The sequence below is a fragment of the Oceanobacillus sp. FSL W7-1293 genome (genome assembly GCF_037969815.1).
GTDB classification, from domain to species: Bacteria; Bacillota; Bacilli; order Bacillales; family Amphibacillaceae; genus Oceanobacillus; species Oceanobacillus oncorhynchi.
Genome location: NZ_CP150212.1, coordinates 3,749,444 through 3,771,261 on the forward strand (window position 1 = coordinate 3,749,444; position 21,818 = coordinate 3,771,261).

Sequence of the window (21,818 nt, forward strand, 5' to 3'; positions counted from 1 at the left end):
GAAAATGTGCTTCCCCATAAAACGAAGCTGTCAACCAAATGCATCGTATGCATTCGTTGACAGCTTCTTCGTTTGAAAACTTATTCTACGTGCTGCGGCGCCTTTTGCCCCAGATAATACCACTAATAATTATTGCCAACAGCCCAATTCCGATAAGACTCCAGCAAAGCGCGGACATCCCTCCGCTACTTTCATTTGCATCACTTACAGCACTTTCTGTATCTTCCGCATTTGCTGTGTCATCGGCGGTATGATTGTTATCCGAGTTTTCCGCGGTTCCATCTGTTTCATTGTCGTTGGAGTTGTTCTCTGTTCCTTCATTATTATTACTATCTTCTGCGGAGGTATTATCCGAAGCACCTTCATTGCTTGATGCACTTGCCCCTGTTTCATTTTTGTCATCATTGGATTCCATCCCATTTTCTTGATTATCCTCTTCCTTCCAAACATCTAAATTATCAGGAATTTCCGTTTCTATTACGGCAGTTACTCCTAATGCAGGAATGTATATATTAACTTTTTCACCAGGCTGCGGGTAATCATCTGAATCCGTTTGTTCTTCATAGTCCTCTTCTGAAGGAGCTAGGAAAGCAGTAAAACTTGTTGGACCCATATCCTCCAATTGCGTATGCTCATTAATCGTTTTTCCTTCACGAGCGTAATATATCTGCCCATCAACATCGCCAATTGTGCTTAAATTAAATCGTATGCTGTCATTATTCTCCGGCCAGTCTATGGATGTTCCTTCTTCGATCACTTCTTCGACCGCACTTGTATCTGCACTGCTTTCTACCACTTCTTTTCCTTCTTCTTCCGGTTGTACTTCAATGGTTCGCTCTTGAGGTTCTTTACCATCTTCTCCAAAAAGAAAAGTAATTTCATCACCAGCTTCAAATTCTCTCATAAGTAATTCCGTTGAAAACTGTCCGTCTTCATTCACATACGGACTAACTACATTATCTGATCCAGGCAGGTGTATTCTTAAAGCTAATTCAGGATTAATTGTCCCATTATAAATAATGGTGTTTTCATGCATATCCGGCAGTTCTAAATTTTCCTCTACTTCTTCGCTGTCAACACTTCCATCGTAATCAGCTATCGCCATAACTTTAATAGCTCCAATAGGACTAAGTAACAATAAACTACCAACAACAAAAAGCAATCCTAACTTCCGTTTAAAACACATGCAATTCTCCTTTCATACTATTAAGTTGGATTCGTGAAAAATAAATTAATTCAAAAATCAGCTTTTTATACGTAATCAGGACAGGCGGGTAAATTTATTTGCAGTATCTACTTGATGTTGTTTCTGAATACCAGGAACAATAAAAAACGAAGAATTTATAGGTGTCTTTCTCCATACAATATTTCTCTGCGAAATGAAGTTTAATAAGTTCTTGAATAACGAGGTTTACTTTCCCATATCACGGATACTAACCAGTCAATTTCAAACATTGATTCATTTTTGATATACCCTTTGTTTAATGTATTGTTCTCTTTAAAAAACGTTTACCCTATATGCTCCCTGATAAAACCGTTGGTACTTCAGTTAATAGATATTCGCTGCTTTGAGTTTAAATATATAAATCCAGGGAAATTGTTAAACGAAAGTACCTATGAAAATCGTATCTTTAAAGCTGTAATTAACAGAAAATTACATACGTTAATCAGGAGGAAGCTCATCTATGTTTAAATCTTTATTTATATTCGTGGTTATCGGCATTTTAAATATTATTGAAACCGTACACTATGTACAAAATGGGGAAACCTTTTTTGGTAATCCTTTAGGAGTTATTTGGGCTTTGTGGGGCGTTGCTACGGTTTCTTTAATAGTCTTTTATTTTTTAAGAAAAAAGCAGCAACAAAGGTTTTGGGAAATTTCTCAAGAATCATTTGGTCAAGAAAGAGAGTTTGATCAAAAAGAAGGCGAATATTTTTATCAAATGCCCGTTACCACTTTATTTGATAACATGCTGATTGTGATAAAGGGCGTGAATGATTTTAAATTTCAATTGTATTTAAAGAATGCAGGCTATAAATTCCTCGTTCTTTTTCAGGTTCTCCCATCAGCATCTGGAATTAAATTAACTTCTAATCAAAATACAGTAAAAGTAGTTCCAGCTAAAATATTTCGTGCCAGATATTTTTATGATGTGTATTGGAATGAAACTTTTTACGGAAGGCTGCGGTCGAAAGGATTTTTTAAAGAAGGCGGAAGTAAAAAATATTTGAACTTTATATTTACTACGAATGAGGAGGAAACGTTTACTATACAGAGTGATTATTTTAGCATGGAAACCAAAATTCAAAATACTGAAGATAAAGAACTCCTTACTGCAAAGCGCACTTACTTTGATTTATCAAAAGATAAAAAAACAAATCGAAGAGGCGAGCAGCATCATATTCAGGTATCTGAATCAAAGCTTCCAAAAGAAATTCTGTTATCTCTGTATATTCAAGTTATGGGTGTCAGGTAAGGAGTGGCTAGAAAGGAAAGCTGCCCCAGCTTCACTGTTACAGCCTCCGATAAATAATAACGAAATCATGATCAAAAAAAAGCCATTTCTTCATTAAATATACCCCGCCCTTTCACATTATTTTTATCCGGTCTTTTCATGCTGTTATTAAAAATATTCCCTGCATCCGGTTCAGACAAACGCTTATGTAATTTCGCTTGCACTTCACGTAACGGAAACCGTTATACTTATCAGTAAAGGAGCTGATTCAAATGTATACCATCGGAGAATTTGGAGCAAAAACCGGATTTTCAACACGGACGCTGCGTTTTTATGAAGAGCTCGGGATTCTTTACCCTAGCAAAAGAAATGAGAGCGGCCATCGTTTATATGGCTTGGAAGAACTCGCTATCTTACAGCGTATTCAGTCGTTAAAGTTTATTGGTTATTCGCTTCAGGAAATCAAAGAAATGCTCGATAAAGAAGAAATTACCTTAGAAAATTTTGCAGGCTCCCTCCCTGTTCAGAGAAAGGTTTTGGTGCATAAGCGCGAAGAATTAAACCGCGTCATTGCAGCTATTGATCATGTGCAAGCACTTTTAGATGATGATTTCCCATTAGATTGGACGGTCCTCACCTCGCTGCTTCACGGGATGGAATTTGAAGAAAAACAAAAGGCGTGGATGCAGGAGCATTTTCCAGATGATTTTGCATCACTTTTCACAGATATCCCAAACGAAGAACGTGAAAAATTAGATAGAGAATGGCTTTCCATTCTGGCCGAGGTAAAAAGACTGATGCGGGAAAACGTACCCCCGCATGCCCCAGAAGCGCAGCAGGTATTTTTAAATATCAATGATTTATTTATGAGGATCGTCCCTGAAGATGTTATCACAGAGAATATAGATAAATGGGAGGAACAATTGGAATCTGCTGAAGCGGATGATTTTGTAGCCCCGACATTTTGGTCGAAAGAGGAAGAAGCTTATATGGAGGAAATCGCTAAAGCGATGGAGCAGCAGTATAAAGAGAATGAAAGGAAATAATGGAATGAAAAAAATGGAATGAAAAAGTCCGAAAGAGCTCACTATTTACACTGAATCACTTCGGACTTTTTCATTCGATATTTTTATATGTACTTTTCAAGAGAAATATAATTCTCTAAGCCTTCTCCAATCTATTTCATTTGAAACATTGATAAAGTATGGTGCTTGCCATGCTTGTGTTTTTTTAGCAGCGTTATTTAACGGCTTTTCCCAAGAAGGATATACTCTTATTGCCATTTTCCCTTTGTTATTAATCGTTCTTAATATTCTTTTTTCTAAAAGCAAGGACTTTGGAAAAATAAACTGACCTTTCAAGTCTTTATCTATAATTGAAATCATTATTTTATCAGGACTTTCACTATACGCATAAGGTTGATTACAATGATTTACATCTTTTTCCCAAAAGACAACAAAGTAGCCCTTTTTCTTGAGTGTTCGTTTGGCTAAGCGACTCCTATACATATTTTCATGAATCGTAAAAGTAGTCCCTTCATATTCCATATTTTGCGGCTCTTTCACTATATTTGTGATGTCATAATCTGTGCCAGAAAGCAATGATTTGGTTAGGTTTATCGATTTTAGCATTTTTTCTTCTCATCCTTTGCATTTCTGCTTATTCCATCGCAATATATATTTCTACCTGCCCATTTGCCGGGTCCATATCACCGGCATAGCATTCAAAATCGCCAGTAAATGTCCGTCGGTTTTCAGAGAGCTTCTGCCATTCCCAAATAGCCGCCCATGTTTGTGGAACCTTTTCCACGATCGGACCTTTTTCAGTTACAAAGACAGCATATGTCGCTTCCGGCACTGTATACGTTTGAATTCCTTCTACATTTTGAACCTCCGAATTGTCCGCTACTTGCACGCTCAACATAATTTCATACGGTCCTTTTTCTTCTTGCCGGTAATGAAAATAGCAACCGTAATATCCTGCTTCACGAATGTTTACACCTAATTTTCCGCCAATATTTTCTGTAAAAAAGCGTTCAAATAGCCCGCCTATCTTTCCGTTTCCTAGCTGTTCTGCCTCATTTGTAGTTACCGCACTAACTCCTGCTAGTGTAAAAGCTGGTCTTTTCTCGATCCGGACTGGTTTTATGTGTACAGCTGATTTATCCTGCTTCATGCCTTATCAAACTCCTTATCTATGTGATAATAGCTATTATAATGCAGGAAACCTGACAGCTGTCTGTCTAGTTTGTTCAACTTATTTATATATTTTTGTAATTTGCGCTGCACGCTCTGCAATAACATCTCGTAAATGAACAGGCTCTAGCACTTCCACATGAGACCCGAAGCTTAGAATAAAGCTGTATAACCATTCATCTTCAGGATAAGCTTTCTTCACCAGCCAAGCCTCATTCTCTGTCGGAACAAGCTCTTCCGCATCAAACCAATCTTCCGCTAAATGACGCGCTTCTTTCTGAAAACGTAAAACTACCTCGTTTTTATGAGAAAGAGAGGATTGTTTCCCTTTTATTTGTTTTTGTTCTGGTAAAGGGCGGCGGGTAAAACTTAACTTTGGATCAACGGACAAAGATTTCATTCTTCGCAATTTAAATAAACGAAACTGCTCTCTATCTGTGCAGTATGCTTGGACATACCATTGTCTTCCCTTGAGGATCAATGTATGTGGTTCTGCTGTTCGCTGCGTAACCTTACCTTGTGCATCCGAATATGTAAATACAATAAATAGACACGTATCAATTGCCTGTTCAATACGCTCCAACTTTTCTTGGAGATGTGTATTATTATCCCAAGGGGAATAATCAATGAGAACGCGGCTTGTTTTACTTTGAAAAGCTTCAGCATCCCCAGGATGTACAACACTATTCATTTTTTCCATCAACTGCTGATGCTGTACTTTTTCATAGGATGTAGATATACTGCGAAGTGCTGTCACAATTGTGGCCAATTCATCATTGGTCAACAGATTACGATCCAGCCGGTAACCTTCTGCAAGTCCGATACCCCCATGAACTCCCTGATAAGTGACTATCGGGATACCAGCTGCATTTATCGCTTCAATATCCCGATAAATGGTCCGCACGGATACTTCAAATCGCTTTGCTAAATCTTTTGCCTGCAGCATACGATGATTTATCAATAATATAATAATGGATAGCAGTCTTTCTAATTTCATTCATCACCCTCCTCAGAACAGAAGTACCTAAACGTTATGGATTCCTTTTAATAAACAAAGAAAAAGCCAGGCAATAACCTGACCTTCCCTTTTACCGTCGTATATCCCGGACAACACTGTTTAAAATCATCGAAATCAATGAAATCACAATCGATGCGATAAACGCTGTACCAAACCCGTCAATGACAAAGGAAGGTCCGATAAGCGCCTGTGTAATCATCAATATAATCGCATTGACCACAATTAAAAACAATCCAAATGTAATCACCGTAATCGGCAATGTTAAAATAACCAAAATCGGCTTCACAAACATATTCAGGATGGCTAAAATAACACTTGCTAACAGCGCTGTGCCAAATCCGTCCAGTTGAAATGAATCAAAAATCTGAGCAACTGCTATCAGCGCGACAGCATTTAATACTAACGAAATAATCCCCCGAAGTAACATTAATACACGTCTCCTCTAGGCATAATAAATGCAGCAATAAGATAAACAATTGCCAATGTAGAAAAGCTCGGGATAAGCAGAATCAAGAAAATAATCCGGAGCAATGTCGGATCCACATTTAAATACTCTCCTATTCCGCCAAGGACACCAGCAAGTATTTTATTGGTTTCGGAACGATATAATTTTTTCATGAAAAGTACCTCCTCAGGTAATTGTTTTGCCATCTATCTATTCATGGATATGTGTGCTTCTATCCTTTCATACGAAAATAGAAATGAAAAAGTTTCATTTCTATTTTCCCTCTCCCTATTCTTTTTAAACAAAACAATTAGTTGGAGCTGTTCTTTTCAAAATCCCAAGTATAAAAACGTTCCATCGCCTGATGCTCAATCAGTTCATTTTTCACTTCTTCATCGATTTCATCCATCTGTTTGAACCAGCCAAACATGCCCGCTACCTGTGAATCATGGGATAGAACCGTTTGCAGCTTTTTATCAAACGTATCATGCACATCATTAACGATATCAGGGCTTCCTAAATCCTCTTCATGACCATTAGAAAAAGCCTGCGCCCATACTTTTGGTCTTTCCTCAGGAGCCATATCTTCTACAGCCTGGATTGCAGCTGCTCCCAAGGAATTATGATCCGGGTGCACAGCATAGCCGGGATAGTGTGTAATCACAAGAGAGGGTTTAATTTCTTCTAAATAGCTTCTTAAATGATCGGCCACCTCTTGTTTATCTTCAAATTCAATCGTTTTATCACGGTATCCGAGCATTTTCAGTTCCATATCTAATGTTTCACATGCCTGCTTCAACTCTTTTTTACGAATTTCAGGCAAGGATTCCCGATTCGCAAATGTCGGATTCCCCATATTTCTCCCCATTTGTCCTAACGTTCCACATAAATATGTTACCGGCACCCCATCTCTTCGAAACTGTGCGATGGAACCAGACGCACCGAATGCTTCATCGTCTGGATGCGGATAAATAACTACTACATGTTTCTCCATTACGTTCACCTATCTTTCTAGAATCAAGCTATATCTTTCGTTTTTTATTGATGAAAAGGCGTCTCACTAATTTCTAATGCCACCATTAACCGGCCTTCTCTGTCATGACCGGCCAGCAGCAATTGGTCTTCTTGATAAATCGTCCAGTCCGTCAGCCCTTCTGCATAAATCCAGCCAAGCTCCATTTTCAAACCGACACGATAGGAATTTCCTTCTCCTATAATCTTTGCCTGTTTATAGGTTACTTTTGCATTACGTATATATGCACCAACGGTATAGGCATTGGCGTCTAAATGATTCGCATAAGCTCCATTTGTTGTTTCCAAATGAACATACACTTCTTTATTTAAGTAGCTGTCCAGCGCCTGCTGAACTTTTTCAATTTCTATCGGCTTCATGTTTCAACCTCCACTTCTTATTCTTTTACTCTATCGAAATGCGGGCAAATCGTCAATTAGATAGCTTATTCATACGAAAACAGCGCTTTAAGATGATTTTAAACTTACATTTGCATCCTATTCGTAAGATATTTACGTTTTATTATACCATAGTATTCTGATTGGTTTGCAAATGTATGATGAAATAAACTATTATTCTGTAGACCCGTTATGATTTGCTCTTAAAATATAATATCTATCTGCAAATGCTTTTACAGTCTGTAATCCCGTGATAAAAAAAGTCCATCTAAAGAGCAAAACTGCACTCTAAAGATGGACCAGCTATCCTCTATTTACTGCTGACCTTCTCTTTCAGCATATCATTCATACGTTCCTTATCGCGCTCTAACACAGGGCCAAGATACTTTCCTGTATAAGAAACATCTGCCTGCTCTGCGATTTTTTCCGGCGTTCCCTTAGCGATAATCTGACCGCCGCGGTCTCCGCCTTCCGGACCTAAATCAATAATATGATCCGCACTTTTGATGACATCCAGGTTGTGTTCGATAATTAAGACAGAATCTCCATTATCTACAAGTCTCTGCAGGACATCCAGCAAACGCCGGATATCGGCAGAATGAAGCCCTGTTGTCGGCTCATCCAGAATATAAAATGTTTTTCCATCGGAGCGTTTATGCAGCTCACTCGCTAATTTCACACGCTGAGCTTCCCCGCCGGATAACGTCGTTGCCGGCTGGCCTAATTTAATATATCCTAATCCGACATCATAAATGGTTTGCAGCTTCCGTTTAATTTTTGGAATGGCAGCGAAAAACTCCAGCGCTTCTTCAATACGCATCCCCAACACTTCTGATATATTTTTGCCTTTATACTTCACTTCCAATGTTTCCCGATTATAACGTGCTCCGTCACAAACCTCACAAGGGACATACACATCGGGAAGGAAATGCATTTCAATCTTGATGATTCCATCGCCGCGGCAGGCTTCACAACGTCCGCCTTTGACGTTGAAGCTGAAACGGCCTTTTTTATAGCCGCGTATCTTCGCTTCATTCGTCTGCGCAAATACATCACGGATATCATCAAATACCCCGGTGTACGTCGCCGGATTCGAACGCGGTGTTCTTCCGATTGGAGACTGGTCGATATCAATGACTTTCTCTATATGCTCGATCCCTTTTATGCTTCGATATTTCCCTGGTTTTACTTTCCCTTTATATAATTCTTTTGCTAAGGATTTGTAAATGATCTCATTAACCAGCGTACTTTTCCCTGAACCGGAAACCCCTGTGACAACGGTCATCAGGCCAATCGGAATTTCAGCTGATACGTTTTTTAAATTATTTTCCGATGCGCCGGTAACTTTTATTTTGCGTTTATCCGCTTTTTTACGTTTTGACGGCACAGGAATAAACTCTTTTCCAGATAAATAACGGCCCGTTAATGAATTCTCATTCGCCTTCACATTCTCCGGCGTATCACTGGCAACAATCTCCCCGCCATGCTCGCCGGCGCCGGGGCCAATATCAATCAGCCAGTCCGCTGCAAGCATCGTATCTTCATCATGCTCCACCACAATCAGCGTATTATCTAAATCACGCATCTGTTTGAGTGTTTCAATCAGACGGTCATTATCCCGCTGATGCAGTCCGATAGAAGGCTCATCCAGCACATAAAGCACTCCTGTCAATGCAGAGCCGATTTGTGTCGCCAGACGAATCCGCTGTGCTTCTCCGCCGGAAAGTGTTCCTGCTGAACGGGATAACGTTAAATAGTCTAAGCCGACATTATTTAAGAAATTCAAACGATTATCAATTTCTCTTAAAATCAAACGTGCAATCTGGCGGTCCTTTGCACTCAATTCAAGCTGCTTAAAGAAATCCATTGATTCCAGAATAGAAAAATCTGTTACATGGCTGATATGCTTCCCGTCAATCAATACAGCAAGCGCCTCTTTATTAAGACGGTTCCCTTTACAGGTCGGACAATTTTTCTGCGCCATATATTTTTCTAATGTCTCACGGATAAAGTCCGAAGAAGTTTCTTTATATCTGCGTTCCACATTCTTTAAAACACCTTCAAACGCAACGTCTTTCGTACGGGAGCTGCCAAAATCATTTTCATAATGAAAGTGGATTTTTTCTTTCCCGCTTCCATATAAAATTTTATCCATTTGTTCCTCAGGAATATTCTTCACTGGAACATCCATCGGAATGCCATAATGGTCGCAGACGCTTTTCAAAAGCTGCGGGTAATACTGCGAGCTGATTGGCTCCCATGGTGCGATAGCATGCTCATTTAACGTCTTGTCCCAATCTGGAATAACCAGCTCCACATCGACCTCCAGCTTCGTACCCAGCCCATCACAGCTCGGACACGCCCCAAAGGGACTGTTAAAGGAGAATAAACGCGGCTCTAATTTCCCGATAGAGAAACCGCAAATCGGGCAGGCATGGTTTTCGCTGAATAACAGCTCTTCATCGTCGATAACGTCCACAATCGCATTTCCTTCTCCAAGCTTCAGCGCTGCTTCCAGGGAATCACTCAAACGGCTTTCGATGCCGCTTTTAATAACAACACGGTCGATAACCACCTCGATGGAGTGCTTTTTATTTTTCTCCAGATTAATATCGTCCGTAACCTCCATCATATCGCCATCAATCCGAACACGCACATAGCCTTGCTTTTTCAAGTCTTCTAATACTTTAACGTGTTCTCCTTTTCTGCCGGATACGACCGGAGCTAAAATCTGCATTTTCGTTCTTTCCGGATATTCCAGCACCCGGTCCACCATCTGCTGTACAGTCTGCGAGCTGATTTCAATGCCATGCTTCGGACAGGTCGGCTTTCCTACGCGTGCAAAAAGCAAACGCAAATAATCATAAATCTCGGTCACTGTTCCGACGGTCGATCTCGGATTTTTGCTGGTTGTTTTCTGATCAATCGAAATTGCCGGAGACAAGCCTTCAATCACGTCCACATCCGGCTTGTCCATCTGTCCCAGAAATTGTCTTGCATAGGCAGACAACGATTCTACATACCTGCGCTGTCCTTCTGCATAAACGGTATCAAAGGCAAGGGAGGATTTCCCGGAGCCAGAAAGCCCTGTAAGAACCACTAATTTATTTTTAGGAATATCCACATCGATATTTTTTAAGTTATGCGCTCTGGCACCTTGGATTTTTATAGATTTACTTAGCATAAAAAATTCATCCTTCCGCTTTAAGCTCCAAGAGAACATCTCTTAATTCTGCTGCTTTCTCGAAGTCTAGATTTTTGGCTGCCTGCTTCATTTCTTTTTCCATATTTTCGATGACTTTCTGCTTTTCTTTCTTCGTCATCTTCTTCATTTGCTTCGCTTCGGATTCATACGCTTCCGGTGCTTCCGCAGCAACCGTTGCCTGAATAACATCGCGTACTTCCTTGCGAATCGTTTGCGGGGTAATGCCGTGTTTTTCGTTATATTCCTGCTGAACCATACGGCGGCGTTCTGTTTCATCGATTGCTTTTTGCATCGAATCGGTCATCTTATCAGCATACATTATAACTTTACCCTGTTCATTTCGCGCGGCGCGGCCCATTGTCTGAATCAACGAGCGCTCGGAACGAAGGAAGCCTTCTTTATCTGCATCCAAAATGGAAACTAAAGATACTTCCGGAATATCCAGTCCTTCCCGGAGCAGGTTGATTCCGACAAGCACATCATATTTCCCGACACGTAAATCACGGATGACCTCGATCCGCTCCAAGGTTTTGATTTCAGAATGCAGGTATGCAACCTTTATTCCGATTTCTTTTAAATAATCGGTTAAGTCCTCTGACATTTTCTTGGTTAACGTCGTGATCAATACACGTTCATTGCGTTCCGTCCGCTTATTGATTTCACCTATTAAATCATCAATCTGTCCTTCAATCGGACGGACCTCCACCTCTGGGTCCAGTAAGCCGGTCGGACGGATAATCTGCTCTGTCATTTCTGGTGAATGCTCTAATTCATACGGTCCCGGTGTCGCCGAAACATACACCAGCTGATTGGTCTTTTCTTCAAATTCTTCAAACCGCAGCGGGCGGTTATCCATTGCGGAAGGCAAGCGGAAGCCATGATCCACTAATACCTGTTTCCGGGCCTGGTCCCCGTTATACATACCGCGAATCTGCGGCAGCGTCACATGGGACTCATCAATAATTACTAAAAAGTCCTCTGGAAAGAAATCCAGCAGTGTATAAGGCGTTGCTCCGGCTTCACGCAGTGTCAGCGGACGTGAATAGTTTTCAATCCCGGAACAAAAGCCCATTTCCCGCATCATTTCTAAATCATAATTGGTCCGCTGCTCAAGACGCTGTGCTTCCAGCAGCTTCCCGGCATCATTTAATTCTTTCAACCGGTCTTCTAATTCTTTTTCAATATTTTTAATCGCAATTTTCATTTTCTCTTCACGGGTCACAAAGTGAGATGCCGGGAAAATCGCTACATGCTCTCTGTCGCCGATGATTTCTCCCGTCAGCGCATCTACTTCACGGATCCGGTCGATATCGTCTCCGAAAAATTCTACCCGGATACAATGCTCCTCATGAGATGCCGGGATAATTTCTACGGAATCCCCGCGCACACGAAACGTCCCGCGCTGAAAATTAATATCATTTCTTGCATATTGGATATCTACTAATTCCCGCAGAAGCTGATCTCTTTCTTTTTCCATACCAAGTCTAAGGGACAGCACCTGGCTTCTGTATTCTTCCGGGTTACCTAAACCGTAAATACACGACACACTCGCTACGATCAATACATCGCTTCGTTCAAACAGGGCAGATGTAGCAGAGTGGCGCAATTTATCTATTTCATCATTAATGCTGGCATCTTTTTCAATAAACGTATCGGTAGAAGGCACATATGCTTCCGGCTGATAGTAATCATAATAGCTCACAAAATACTCTACCGCATTGTTTGGAAAGAACTCTTTAAACTCACTGTAAAGCTGTCCTGCCAGCGTCTTATTATGTGCAATAACAAGCGTCGGCCGGTTGATTTCTTTCACCACATTGGACATCGTAAATGTTTTCCCCGTTCCGGTAGCACCGAGTAACGTCTGATGATGCTGGCCGGCAAGCACCTTATCTACAATTTCCTGAATAGCTGCCGGCTGATCACCCGCAGGCTCATAAGCAGAAACTAACTCAAATTGCTCATTCATCCTATTTCCTCCGTTCCATACCATAGCTATTTTCTATTATATCCTTTTCTTAAAAAACGAACAAGTATTCGTTCTTGTTTTTAAGAAATTATATATTTTTTTATATTATTAAGATAACCTCTACTTTCATTATAGCCTTTCTGTCAATCTTTCAATCCTCGTTTCGTTTTTATAATCAAATAAGAATGCTTGGATGCAGCAGTAAGTCACTGTTCCAAGCATTCTTATGTTAAGAAGCGTTCGTATTCTTTTCTCTTCTAGCTTTAAAAGGCTCTTCCGCAAATTGAAAGCCTAAGGAATGGTGCTCTCCTTCATACAGAGATCCTTGTACAAAACGAACCTCTTCCTCATGGTTCAAGACTTCCATTTTAATATATGCCCCGCTTCCCTGCAGTGCTTCATAAAAAGCTTGGCTTGTCCGTACGTTTTTCCCGCCTACTCTGTAAATGACCTCGCCAGTCTCTATCTCCAGCCTGTCTGCCGGGCTTCCAGGCAACACACCAACCACTCTTAAGCCTTTCGCATGCGGCTGATAATATGGACGACGCAAACGGTCTCCTTCGCGATAGCGGTAATTCAAATATTCTTTTCCGATAATCGCCAAAATTATCGCAGCCAGGGAAAGATACGGAATAAATACTCCACCGACAGCAATAAGTAAAATACCGATTGCTAAAAAGGTATTTGCTTTTGCCAGCTTGTAAATCGCATCCTGATGAAAATGCCCCTTTGCCTTATAGTTAAACCCAATCAAAAATGGAATCAATGCTAAGCCTAAGCTGGATTCTCCAATGGATAAATACGGCCACCAGGGAGCAAAGGAAGTAATTAATCCTTCAGGCACAAGCATCAGCAGAGGAACAACCGTTAATCGTTTGATTTGCTGTTCGCCTACCCAGACACCGCGGTCGCTCAGCGTAATTCTTGGAAACGTATCTTGCTTTTCAATACGTTTAATGAACAGGGATTCTACAAAAAGAAGCAATCCCGCTAATACAGCTAACGCCGGAAGACTGCTTTCATAAAGCAAGGAATAATCAATGACACCTTGCATGTCAATAAGATACGGTGCAAAAAACAAAATAAGAAAAGTCAGCCCAAGTGTATAGCTGGGAGACAATAATGTAAAACGCGTACTGATGCTTAATACAACAAAGCTTAACGCTAAAACGAGAAGTGTCTCATAAGAGAATACCATGCCTGTGCCAATAATGACGGCAGAAATTAGTATTCCGCTGATTAAGGAGACAAGCCAGGTCCGATGCCACTCCATAAACTTCGGATATATTTTTATCCCAAAATCGTACCGTTCCCGTTTGATTCGAAAATAACTTGCCATCGTCAATATAAATAAAAACCAGTATAATGCCGGATTCAGAAAAAATTTGCCTATACCTTTTGCCAATTCAATAAGCCATGCTTCCACCAATACTCTTCACCTGCTTTGCAAATACAATTTGTCCATCCATCACTAAGTGATGAATGAACAAATCTCTTGTTTTATCATGGAGAATCGCCCGTAAAACTCCCGTCTTAAAATAGAAAGTGGAAATATATTTAGCCAGTGGGAGTTAACGGGCGCTAACTCCCTGAATCATTTAGGCTAATTCAGTGGAAGAAAAGCAATAACTCCCGCTGAATGAAGTTTCGTTTTATTGATAAAGTTCTTCTAAAGAGCGTTCCAGCTGTTGGTCGTCCTCTCCGTCCCGAATCTTTTCAATAACCTGTGTTTCAATTAAACCGCCAGTTTCTTCGTCTACTTCTCCAGTTGCTTCCAGGTCATTATCTTCCTGAAATTCTTCTACAGCTTGCTCTGTTTCTTCACTGAAATAGCCGTCTGTTCTTCCAGTATCATATCCCAGTCCAGATAACATCACTTGCATATTCGCCACTGCTTCGCTTGTATGGTCAAACGTGAGCGGCTCATCATCTGTTACTTGAATCGGAGTAGAGTAGTAGTAATCATCCTGCCTTTGCTCGATGGTCGGTTCCACTCCTTTTCCATCAATCCACTCGCCGCCAGGAGACAGCCATTTAAGAGTTGTCATTTTAATTGAACTGTCGTCTCCAAGCGGAATAGCCTGCTGTACGGTACCTTTTCCAAAGCTTGTTTCTCCCACAACATCATAATCAAGCTCTTTCATAGCAACAGCGACAATTTCAGAAGCAGAGGCACTGCCTTCGTCAATCAACACGCTGATTGGATAATCTTTCTCCTCATCCAAATTAGATACATATTCTTCTGCATTTCCATCCGCATCCTCTATTTGCAGATAAGGCATATCACTCGGAACAAATTGCTGTAAGATTTCTTCTGCAACATCTAACAGCCCACCCGGGTTTCCGCGAACATCAATAACCAGACCGTCAATCCCCTGCTCTTCCAAATCTGCCAGCTGTTCTTCAAATTCTTCTCCAGTGTGCTCAGAGAAGTTTGTGATTTGAATAACCCCTGTATCCTTGCCGTCTTCTGATTCCACTTCACTATATACGGTTTCCACCGGAATCGTATCTCTTTGAATCGTTACTTCAAATGGATCCGAAGTACCTGAACGCTGTATTTCTAAAACAACATCGGTTCCTTTTTCTCCACGGATTTTAGCAACTGCCTCGTTTACATTTAATCCCTCTAAACTCTCTCCGTCCACACTTAAGACCTGGTCATTTGGACGCAGCCCTGCTTTTTCCGCAGGTGATTCTTTCATTGGTGACATAATGGTTATATAACCGTCTATTTCACTGACCTCCGCACCAATTCCTTCAAACGAGGACTCAATCTGCTCGTTGAACTGCTCCATCATTTCACTATCTAAGTAAGAAGTATGCGGGTCTTCCAGCGTCGAAAGCATTCCTTCTATAGCGCCTTCCACCAGTTCATTATCATCAACATCTTCTATATAGTTTGATTTGATTAAATCAAAAGTTTGAGAAATCTTGTCTAAATCTGCCGGTAATTCAGCAGCGGATTCTTCCTCGTCATTATCAGTTTCATTTTCTGAATTCGTTATTTCCAAAGGAGCGTTCCCCTCTGAATTTTGAGCTAATTTAACTCCGCCGTAGCCCCCTAACACACCGATAAGTAGAGCACCGATTAATATCAGTATGATTTTAGTTTGATTAAGCTTCATTTCTACACCTCTTTGTTGCTTCAAAAGCTTCCATCCAGCTCCGAAGTTGAATTAATAAATTATCACAAGCAGCAAACCATTTAGAAAAACTGATATTCGTAAAAAGCATTTAAAAAGCGTATGTTTCTATATAAAAATAAAGACACTTCTCAAGTAAAACAAAGCATATTTATTTTCTAATAAAGAAATCATATCATGTTATCCAGTGAATGACTATGATTTTACACACAAACATTATCTAGAATCTTTCTTTTGAACAGGCTATTCAGAACATGCTTCTGGCAGCTTTATTTAATAACAAGAAATCCGAACTAATTCACATTCTGCCTAAAAGCAAATGAAGTACTAGTTCGGATTTATTATTTGATAGGTTTCTATTTATTTAGCTTTGAATTAATTCAAGTAGCCTGCCGGGTCAACCGGGTTCTTATAGCCTCCAGGGTGAATCTCAAAATGGAGATGGACACCAGTGGAACCTCCCGTATTGCCCATTACAGCGATTTGATCGCCTTGGCTTACCGTCTCGCCGTTAGATACCGTAAAGCTATCCAAATGCGCATATAAGGTCGTATACTCCTGGCCGTTTATATTATGCGTAACCATCACCGTATTGCCATAACCGCTCATTGAACCAGTATAAGCAACCACACCATCAGCAGCTGCACGAATTACTTTATCCGCTTCTCCAGCTTGTCCAAAATCCATTCCGTTATGCGGTCTGACATCTCCATGTATTGGATGCACACGATTCGGGTCAAAAGGAGAAGTGGTCGGTCCGGAGGTTGGTCGAATAAAACCAGAACGATTGCTTGGCGCAGCATCTTCTGATTTCACTTCACCGGAAGCTCCGCTGGCTACTTGCACGTCCACATCACTTTCTTCTTCCTGCTGTTCCGTTTCTTCTTCACTGGAAGTATCTTCGCTCTCTGATTCTTCCTCTGCCGGCTGGCTCTCTTGTTCCTGCTCTTCACTTTCTTCTTCCTGCTGCTCTGCTTCTTGTTCACTTTCTGCCGCAGCTCGACGTGCTTCTTCCGCCTGGCGTTCTTCTTCCGCCTGGCGTTCTTCTTCTGCCTTGCGCTCTGCTTCTGCCTCAGCACGTGCCTTCTCTTCTGCTTCCTTCTGTTCCATGTCATCCTTTTTACTTTGAGCAGACTCCAATGCAGCTTGCTTCGCTGCTGCCTGAGCATCAATCAGCTGCTGCTCCTCTTCAGCTGATAACTTCACTTCTTCCATTTCATCATACTCAATTTCTAAGTCAGCTAATAACGTTTCTTTATCAGATATTTGTTCATCTAATTGGTCCTGCAATGCAAGCAGTTCATCGTGCTGATCTTCAAGCGCTGCTTTATTTTCTTCTACAGCAACCTTATTTTCCTCAACTGTCACTTTACTTGCTTCCAGTTCCCCTTTGTCATCTTCCAGCTGCGCCTTATCATTAGCCTGTTCTTCCATAATAGATCTGTCTGAATCCATTATTCTATTCACCGCGGTACTGCGGGAGACGAATTCACTGAAATTTTGTGCACCAAAAATAACCTCTAAGTATTGAATTTCTCCGCCATTCTGCTGAATACTGCGGAGACGGTCTTTAATGAGCGCATCCCGCTGTTCGATTCGCTCTTCTAAATCTACTATGTCTTCCTCTAATTCATCAATACGATTGGACAATTCTTCTATTTCATTCGTTAAATTTGCAATCTCCTGATTGGTTGCTTCAATCTCGCCTTCTTTATCAGCGATATTGGATTGCGTCTGGCTCAATTCTTCATCGATGGAAGAAATTTCACTTTCCACGTTATTCTGTTCTTTTTTGTTTGATTCGAGCTTTTCCTCTGAATCATCTTTCTTTTTCTTTGCTTCCTCTTTTTCCGATTCCAGATCAGATTTCTCTTTTTCCAGTTCGTTGATTTCATCTTCTACATCTTTTACAGACTCTGCTGAAACAGAATGTATTGGTGTCGTGACTGCGAGCAATGTAACCAGGCTGAATGCCGCAAGTGCTCTCAAGCTTCTCATATGTTGTTCCCCTCTCCATTTTGTTTCTGCTTTATAGTAAATTGTGATTTTTCTATCAGCTGAAACTGCCCCCTATGTCTTTCTGCTCAGCTGACTATTCTATTTTAGAAAAACTCGTATTCACTGCGTTTGCAGCAAATGCGAGTTTTTCTTATTTTCCCTATATGGAGCATAATCTTTATTTCTCTTGTATTCTAGACTTTTAAGAATTTACGTACACTCATCACGCTTCCCCAAACGCCAATTACTGCTCCTATCAGCAGTACCATTCCGGACAGCTGCCAAGCAAATGGATTGAATGGCAGAAGGTCTATAAATCGGAAGGTATTCGTTATACCTGGTAAGTTATGATAAATATAATAATAACCTCCCACGATAACAGCCATTGGGGTTATGGAACCAAGTATCCCTAACAGTGCCCCTTCCACAAAGAACGGCCAGCGAATAAAGGAATTCGTTGCTCCTACTAATTTCTGAATGCCAATTTCAGTACTTCTTGCGATAATCGTTATCTTGATTGTATTTGAAATTAAGAAAATAGCTGTAAATACCAGCGCTATAATCAATGCCATTCCAATTGCTCTTGCATAGTTATTAAATTGGAAAAGCCGGTCAACTACTTCTTGTCCGTATAATACATCTTCTACGCTGTCTAACTCGCTGATCTGATTTGCAATAGCCTCTGTTTCCTCTGGAATGTCAGCTTCCACGATATATACATGGTTCAACGGGTTGTCCTGCTCCAGCATGACCCACGCCTGGCCGTCATCTCCCATACTGTCAATTAAGCTTTTTAATTCATTATCATTGGAAGAAAATTGAACCTCTGCTACACCATCTATCTGTTCAATTTCTTCGCCGAGTTCGACAATTTGATCTTCATCTGCTGTTAATTCAATCAGCGTACTGATTTGTACATCCTGCTCGATATTCCTTGCCATTTGGTCAAGGTTTAGAACTAAAGCCAAAAATACAGCCACAAGAATTAAGGTTGTGGTTACGGCTGCAATGGAAGCAAAGGTCATCCAGCCATTCCGGAATATGTTCTTCATACCTTCACGTATATGTCTTAACAATGTTCTAAACTTCATAGCCGTAGTCACCCCGCTGTTGATCTCGTACTATATTCCCATCTTCAATTGCAATGACACGACGTTTGATTGTATTAACAATATGTTTACTGTGAGTTGCCATGATTATGGTTGTACCTTTTGAATTAATATCATCTAAAACTTGCATAATTCCCCATGAAGTATCCGGGTCCAGGTTTCCTGTCGGTTCATCGGCTATTACAACCTTAGGGTTATTTACAATCGCCCGCGCAATTGCCACACGCTGTTGCTCTCCGCCTGATAATTCACTTGGAATCATTTTCGCTTTATCCTCTAATCCTACAAGCTGCAAGACTTCTGACACTCTGCGTTTGATACTTTTTGGCGACGTTTCGATTACTTCTAAAGCAAACGCCACGTTTTCATAGACTGTCAGTTTTTGCAGAAGTTTGAAATCCTGAAAGACAACCCCTATATCACGACGCAAGTAGGGGATATGCCTTTCTTTTATTTTACTTAATTCTCGTCCATTAATGATTATCTTACCTTTTGTCGGCTTTGCTTCACGGTAAATCAAACGAATAAATGATGATTTACCGGCCCCGCTTGGCCCGACAAGATAAACAAATTCACCACGATCGATATGTATATTTATATCGTTCAGTGCTGTCACACCATTACTATATGTTTTGGATACATTCTCCATTGTTATCATTTCATGACCACCTAATTTAATATATTATTTCCGCTTATGTCTTTAACCGTCACTGATATCTGTCTGATTAACTGCCAAAAAAATACATATTTCGCAAACTCTATCTATTATATATTTCTGTTATATTTTGATTTCTGCTATTTTATCTCTATCTTTTTCATGTTATTAGAATTCATTTAAATAGATTTAAACGACCAAAAATAATTATAACATCTCTGTGTATTTTATGATGAAAAAATCATATTACATTTTTATTTCAATTCGACAACTCTTGTAATAATCAAAAAAGAACACCAATCAAGCTTGGCATAGAGGAGTTTAACACAGCTTCGTATAATCGACAATTTTTTATGTTTACTAGTTGAAAATGTTTTGGTTTAAAGGATAACGGGTAATTGAGCGGGTTGTGATAAAACGACAGATTTTGGAATTATTAAAAGGCTGGAGGGGACGCTGTATTTCATGAAGAAGATTGATTTTTATCATTATTTCTATTTGAATATTCAAGTCAAAAGCAGCATTAACCTGCTATATCTAATAAGCGAAGAACTATGAAAATAAACCTGACAATGGCGAAATATCAATGCTTTTAAAATACTTTTTCTAAATAAATTGAGAAGAAGAGACACAGACGCTTGCCGTAAAGCAAACGTCTGTCCGTCCCCTATTGTTCAGTTAACCAGGATGCTAATTCCTCTAAGTCTTGCCCTTCTACTTGCGACTGCGGCGGCATGCTGCCGATACCTTCTTGGACGATATCCTCAATTTGTTCCTGAGAATATTTTGATCCAATATCAAGCAGTTCAGGACCGCCATTTCCAGAAAGGTCAGCACCATGACAGTTAGCACAGTTATTGCGATACACTTCCTCGCCAGCTTCTAAATTTTCAGCTGAATCGCTGTTGGTATCGTCTGCATTACCGCAAGCTCCCAGAATAATAACCATTCCCAGGAACAAGGCAGCTAATCCTTTTTTCATCGCCTCAATCCTCCTTGCCAGTTGCTACTATTAGTATATCTTCTCCTGTTTCATTCTACATAAATCATTATGAACAAAAAAGGACAATTGGGGTTTATTTCATTTGGGAACGGAGATATCCGTCAATAAATATATCCAGGCTACCATCCATTACCGCCTGCGTATTCCCTGTCTCTACATCTGTTCTATGATCCTTGACCATCGAATATGGATGGAAAACATACGAACGAATCTGGCTTCCCCAGCCGATTTCCATTTGTTCTCCGCGAATTTCAGCTAGTTCTTGCCGCTGCTTTTCAATCTCCAGCTGATAAAGCTTTGATTTTAACATTTTCATCGCTTGTTCCCGGTTTTTGATCTGGGAACGTTCATTTTGGCAGGTAACGATGATATTTGTCGGAAGATGCGTAATCCGTACAGCCGAATCCGTCGTATTGACATGCTGTCCGCCGGCGCCGCTTGCACGATACGTGTCTATTTTTAAATCCTCTGTTTTCACATCAATATCTACGTCGTCGCTCATCTCTGGTGTCACATCACAGGATACAAAAGATGTATGCCGTCTCCCTGATGAATCAAAAGGAGAAATTCGGACAAGGCGATGAACCCCTTTTTCTGCTTTTAAATAGCCATAGACGTTATGACCTTTGATTAATAACGTAACACTTTTCACACCGGCTTCATCTCCGGGAAGGTAATCAATGGTTTCCACAGAAAACGAATGGCTTTCCGCCCAGCGCTGATACATACGCAGCAGCATACTTGCCCAGTCCTGCGATTCTGTACCGCCTGCTCCTGGGTGCAGCTCTAAAATGGCATTATTCGCATCATAAGGCTCACTCAATAAGAGCTGTAATTCAAATTTATTTACTTTCTCTTTAAAATCCTTCAGCTCTGACTGCAGGTCTTCAAATAACTCTTGGTCATTTTCCTCTTTAACCAGCTCATAAGATACTTCCAGATTATCTAATGTTTCTTCCATTTCTTCAAAAGAATCGACGTAGCTTTTTAATCCATTCGATTCTTGAATAACCGTTTGCGCTTGATTCTGATCATCCCAAAAAGCAGGGTCAGCCATCAATGCTTCTAATTCAGCAATCCGCGCTTTCTTTTGTTCGAGGTCAAAGAGACCCCCTGAAATCTTCAACACGTGAAGTTATTTTTTCCAGTTCCTGTTTAATTTCGCTTAATTCCATATACTGATTCCTCCTAATATAGCTTTTCCTTGCC

Annotated in this window: 19 protein-coding genes; 2 read left to right on the forward strand and 17 right to left on the reverse strand. The window is 40.5% G+C overall.

Annotated features, from left to right (window positions below):
• Nucleotides 1–85 precede the first annotated feature (85 nt).
• Nucleotides 86–1,186 carry a hypothetical protein gene (locus MKY65_RS18415; RefSeq protein WP_339179391.1) on the reverse strand — a complete coding sequence of 367 codons (1,101 nt, stop codon included), beginning with the start codon at nt 1,184–1,186 and terminating at the stop codon, nt 86–88.
• Between the two features lie 499 nt (nt 1,187–1,685).
• Here MKY65_RS18415 and MKY65_RS18420 point away from each other — a divergent pair, with 499 nt between their 5' ends.
• Nucleotides 1,686–2,477, forward strand: coding sequence for a hypothetical protein (locus MKY65_RS18420; protein WP_339179394.1), 792 nt, complete (start codon nt 1,686–1,688; stop codon nt 2,475–2,477).
• Nucleotides 2,478–2,728: 251 nt separating this feature from the next.
• Nucleotides 2,729–3,502, forward strand: a complete 774-nt coding sequence (locus MKY65_RS18425; RefSeq protein ID WP_339179397.1) for a MerR family transcriptional regulator — start codon at nt 2,729–2,731, stop codon at nt 3,500–3,502.
• A gap of 96 nt (nt 3,503–3,598) precedes the next feature.
• Here MKY65_RS18425 and MKY65_RS18430 read toward each other — a convergent pair whose 3' ends face one another.
• The 16 genes from MKY65_RS18430 to prfB form a co-directional block, all read right to left on the reverse strand.
• Nucleotides 3,599–4,087 (reverse strand): MepB family protein, encoded by a 489-nt coding sequence (locus MKY65_RS18430; RefSeq protein WP_339179399.1) that lies wholly within the window; start codon nt 4,085–4,087, stop codon nt 3,599–3,601.
• 28 nt (nt 4,088–4,115) lie between these two features.
• Nucleotides 4,116–4,631 (reverse strand): GyrI-like domain-containing protein, encoded by a 516-nt coding sequence (locus tag MKY65_RS18435; RefSeq protein WP_339179401.1) that lies wholly within the window; start codon nt 4,629–4,631, stop codon nt 4,116–4,118.
• 81 nt (nt 4,632–4,712) lie between these two features.
• Nucleotides 4,713–5,648 (reverse strand): YafY family protein, encoded by a 936-nt coding sequence (locus tag MKY65_RS18440; RefSeq protein ID WP_339179404.1) that lies wholly within the window; start codon nt 5,646–5,648, stop codon nt 4,713–4,715.
• 91 nt (nt 5,649–5,739) lie between these two features.
• Nucleotides 5,740–6,096 (reverse strand): phage holin family protein, encoded by a 357-nt coding sequence (locus tag MKY65_RS18445; RefSeq protein ID WP_193064297.1) that lies wholly within the window; start codon nt 6,094–6,096, stop codon nt 5,740–5,742.
• Nucleotides 6,096–6,287, reverse strand: a complete 192-nt coding sequence (locus MKY65_RS18450) for a PspC domain-containing protein (RefSeq protein WP_042530211.1) — start codon at nt 6,285–6,287, stop codon at nt 6,096–6,098. The genes MKY65_RS18445 and MKY65_RS18450 overlap by 1 nt, the downstream gene beginning before the upstream one ends.
• A gap of 137 nt (nt 6,288–6,424) precedes the next feature.
• Nucleotides 6,425–7,108: a bacillithiol biosynthesis deacetylase BshB2 gene (bshB2, locus tag MKY65_RS18455; RefSeq protein WP_339179406.1), complete on the reverse strand. Its 684-nt coding sequence runs from the start codon at nt 7,106–7,108 to the stop codon at nt 6,425–6,427.
• Nucleotides 7,109–7,152: 44 nt separating this feature from the next.
• Nucleotides 7,153–7,506 (reverse strand): YojF family protein, encoded by a 354-nt coding sequence (locus tag MKY65_RS18460; RefSeq protein WP_040978834.1) that lies wholly within the window; start codon nt 7,504–7,506, stop codon nt 7,153–7,155.
• Nucleotides 7,507–7,834: 328 nt separating this feature from the next.
• The gene (gene uvrA / locus MKY65_RS18465; RefSeq protein ID WP_339179409.1) at nt 7,835–10,708 is read right to left on the reverse strand and encodes an excinuclease ABC subunit UvrA; all 2,874 of its coding nucleotides are present in this window, start codon (nt 10,706–10,708) and stop codon (nt 7,835–7,837) included.
• A gap of 7 nt (nt 10,709–10,715) precedes the next feature.
• Nucleotides 10,716–12,698 (reverse strand): excinuclease ABC subunit UvrB, encoded by a 1,983-nt coding sequence (gene uvrB / locus MKY65_RS18470; protein WP_339179412.1) that lies wholly within the window; start codon nt 12,696–12,698, stop codon nt 10,716–10,718.
• Between the two features lie 229 nt (nt 12,699–12,927).
• On the reverse strand, nt 12,928–14,124 hold the full coding sequence (locus tag MKY65_RS18475) for a PDZ domain-containing protein (protein ID WP_339179414.1): 1,197 nt from the start codon (nt 14,122–14,124) through the stop codon (nt 12,928–12,930).
• 226 nt (nt 14,125–14,350) lie between these two features.
• Complete coding sequence (locus MKY65_RS18480) at nt 14,351–15,826, reverse strand: S41 family peptidase (RefSeq protein ID WP_339179416.1); 1,476 nt, start codon at nt 15,824–15,826, stop codon at nt 14,351–14,353.
• A 393-nt stretch (nt 15,827–16,219) separates the two neighbouring features.
• On the reverse strand, nt 16,220–17,842 hold the full coding sequence (locus MKY65_RS18485; RefSeq protein WP_339179418.1) for a peptidoglycan DD-metalloendopeptidase family protein: 1,623 nt from the start codon (nt 17,840–17,842) through the stop codon (nt 16,220–16,222).
• A gap of 194 nt (nt 17,843–18,036) precedes the next feature.
• On the reverse strand, nt 18,037–18,933 hold the full coding sequence (gene ftsX, locus MKY65_RS18490; protein WP_339179420.1) for a permease-like cell division protein FtsX: 897 nt from the start codon (nt 18,931–18,933) through the stop codon (nt 18,037–18,039).
• Complete coding sequence (gene ftsE, locus MKY65_RS18495; RefSeq protein WP_339179423.1) at nt 18,923–19,609, reverse strand: cell division ATP-binding protein FtsE; 687 nt, start codon at nt 19,607–19,609, stop codon at nt 18,923–18,925. The genes ftsX and ftsE overlap by 11 nt, the downstream gene beginning before the upstream one ends.
• A 664-nt stretch (nt 19,610–20,273) precedes the next feature.
• Entirely contained in the window at nt 20,274–20,588 is a 315-nt protein-coding gene (locus MKY65_RS18500; protein ID WP_339179424.1) for a cytochrome c, read from the reverse strand.
• Nucleotides 20,589–20,682: 94 nt separating this feature from the next.
• A protein-coding gene (gene prfB / locus MKY65_RS18505) for a peptide chain release factor 2 (protein ID WP_339179427.1) occupies nt 20,683–21,784 on the reverse strand; the annotation gives its coding sequence in 2 pieces (ribosomal slippage) (nt 20,683–21,711 and nt 21,713–21,784; 1,101 coding nt in all).
• Nucleotides 21,785–21,818 lie beyond the last annotated feature (34 nt).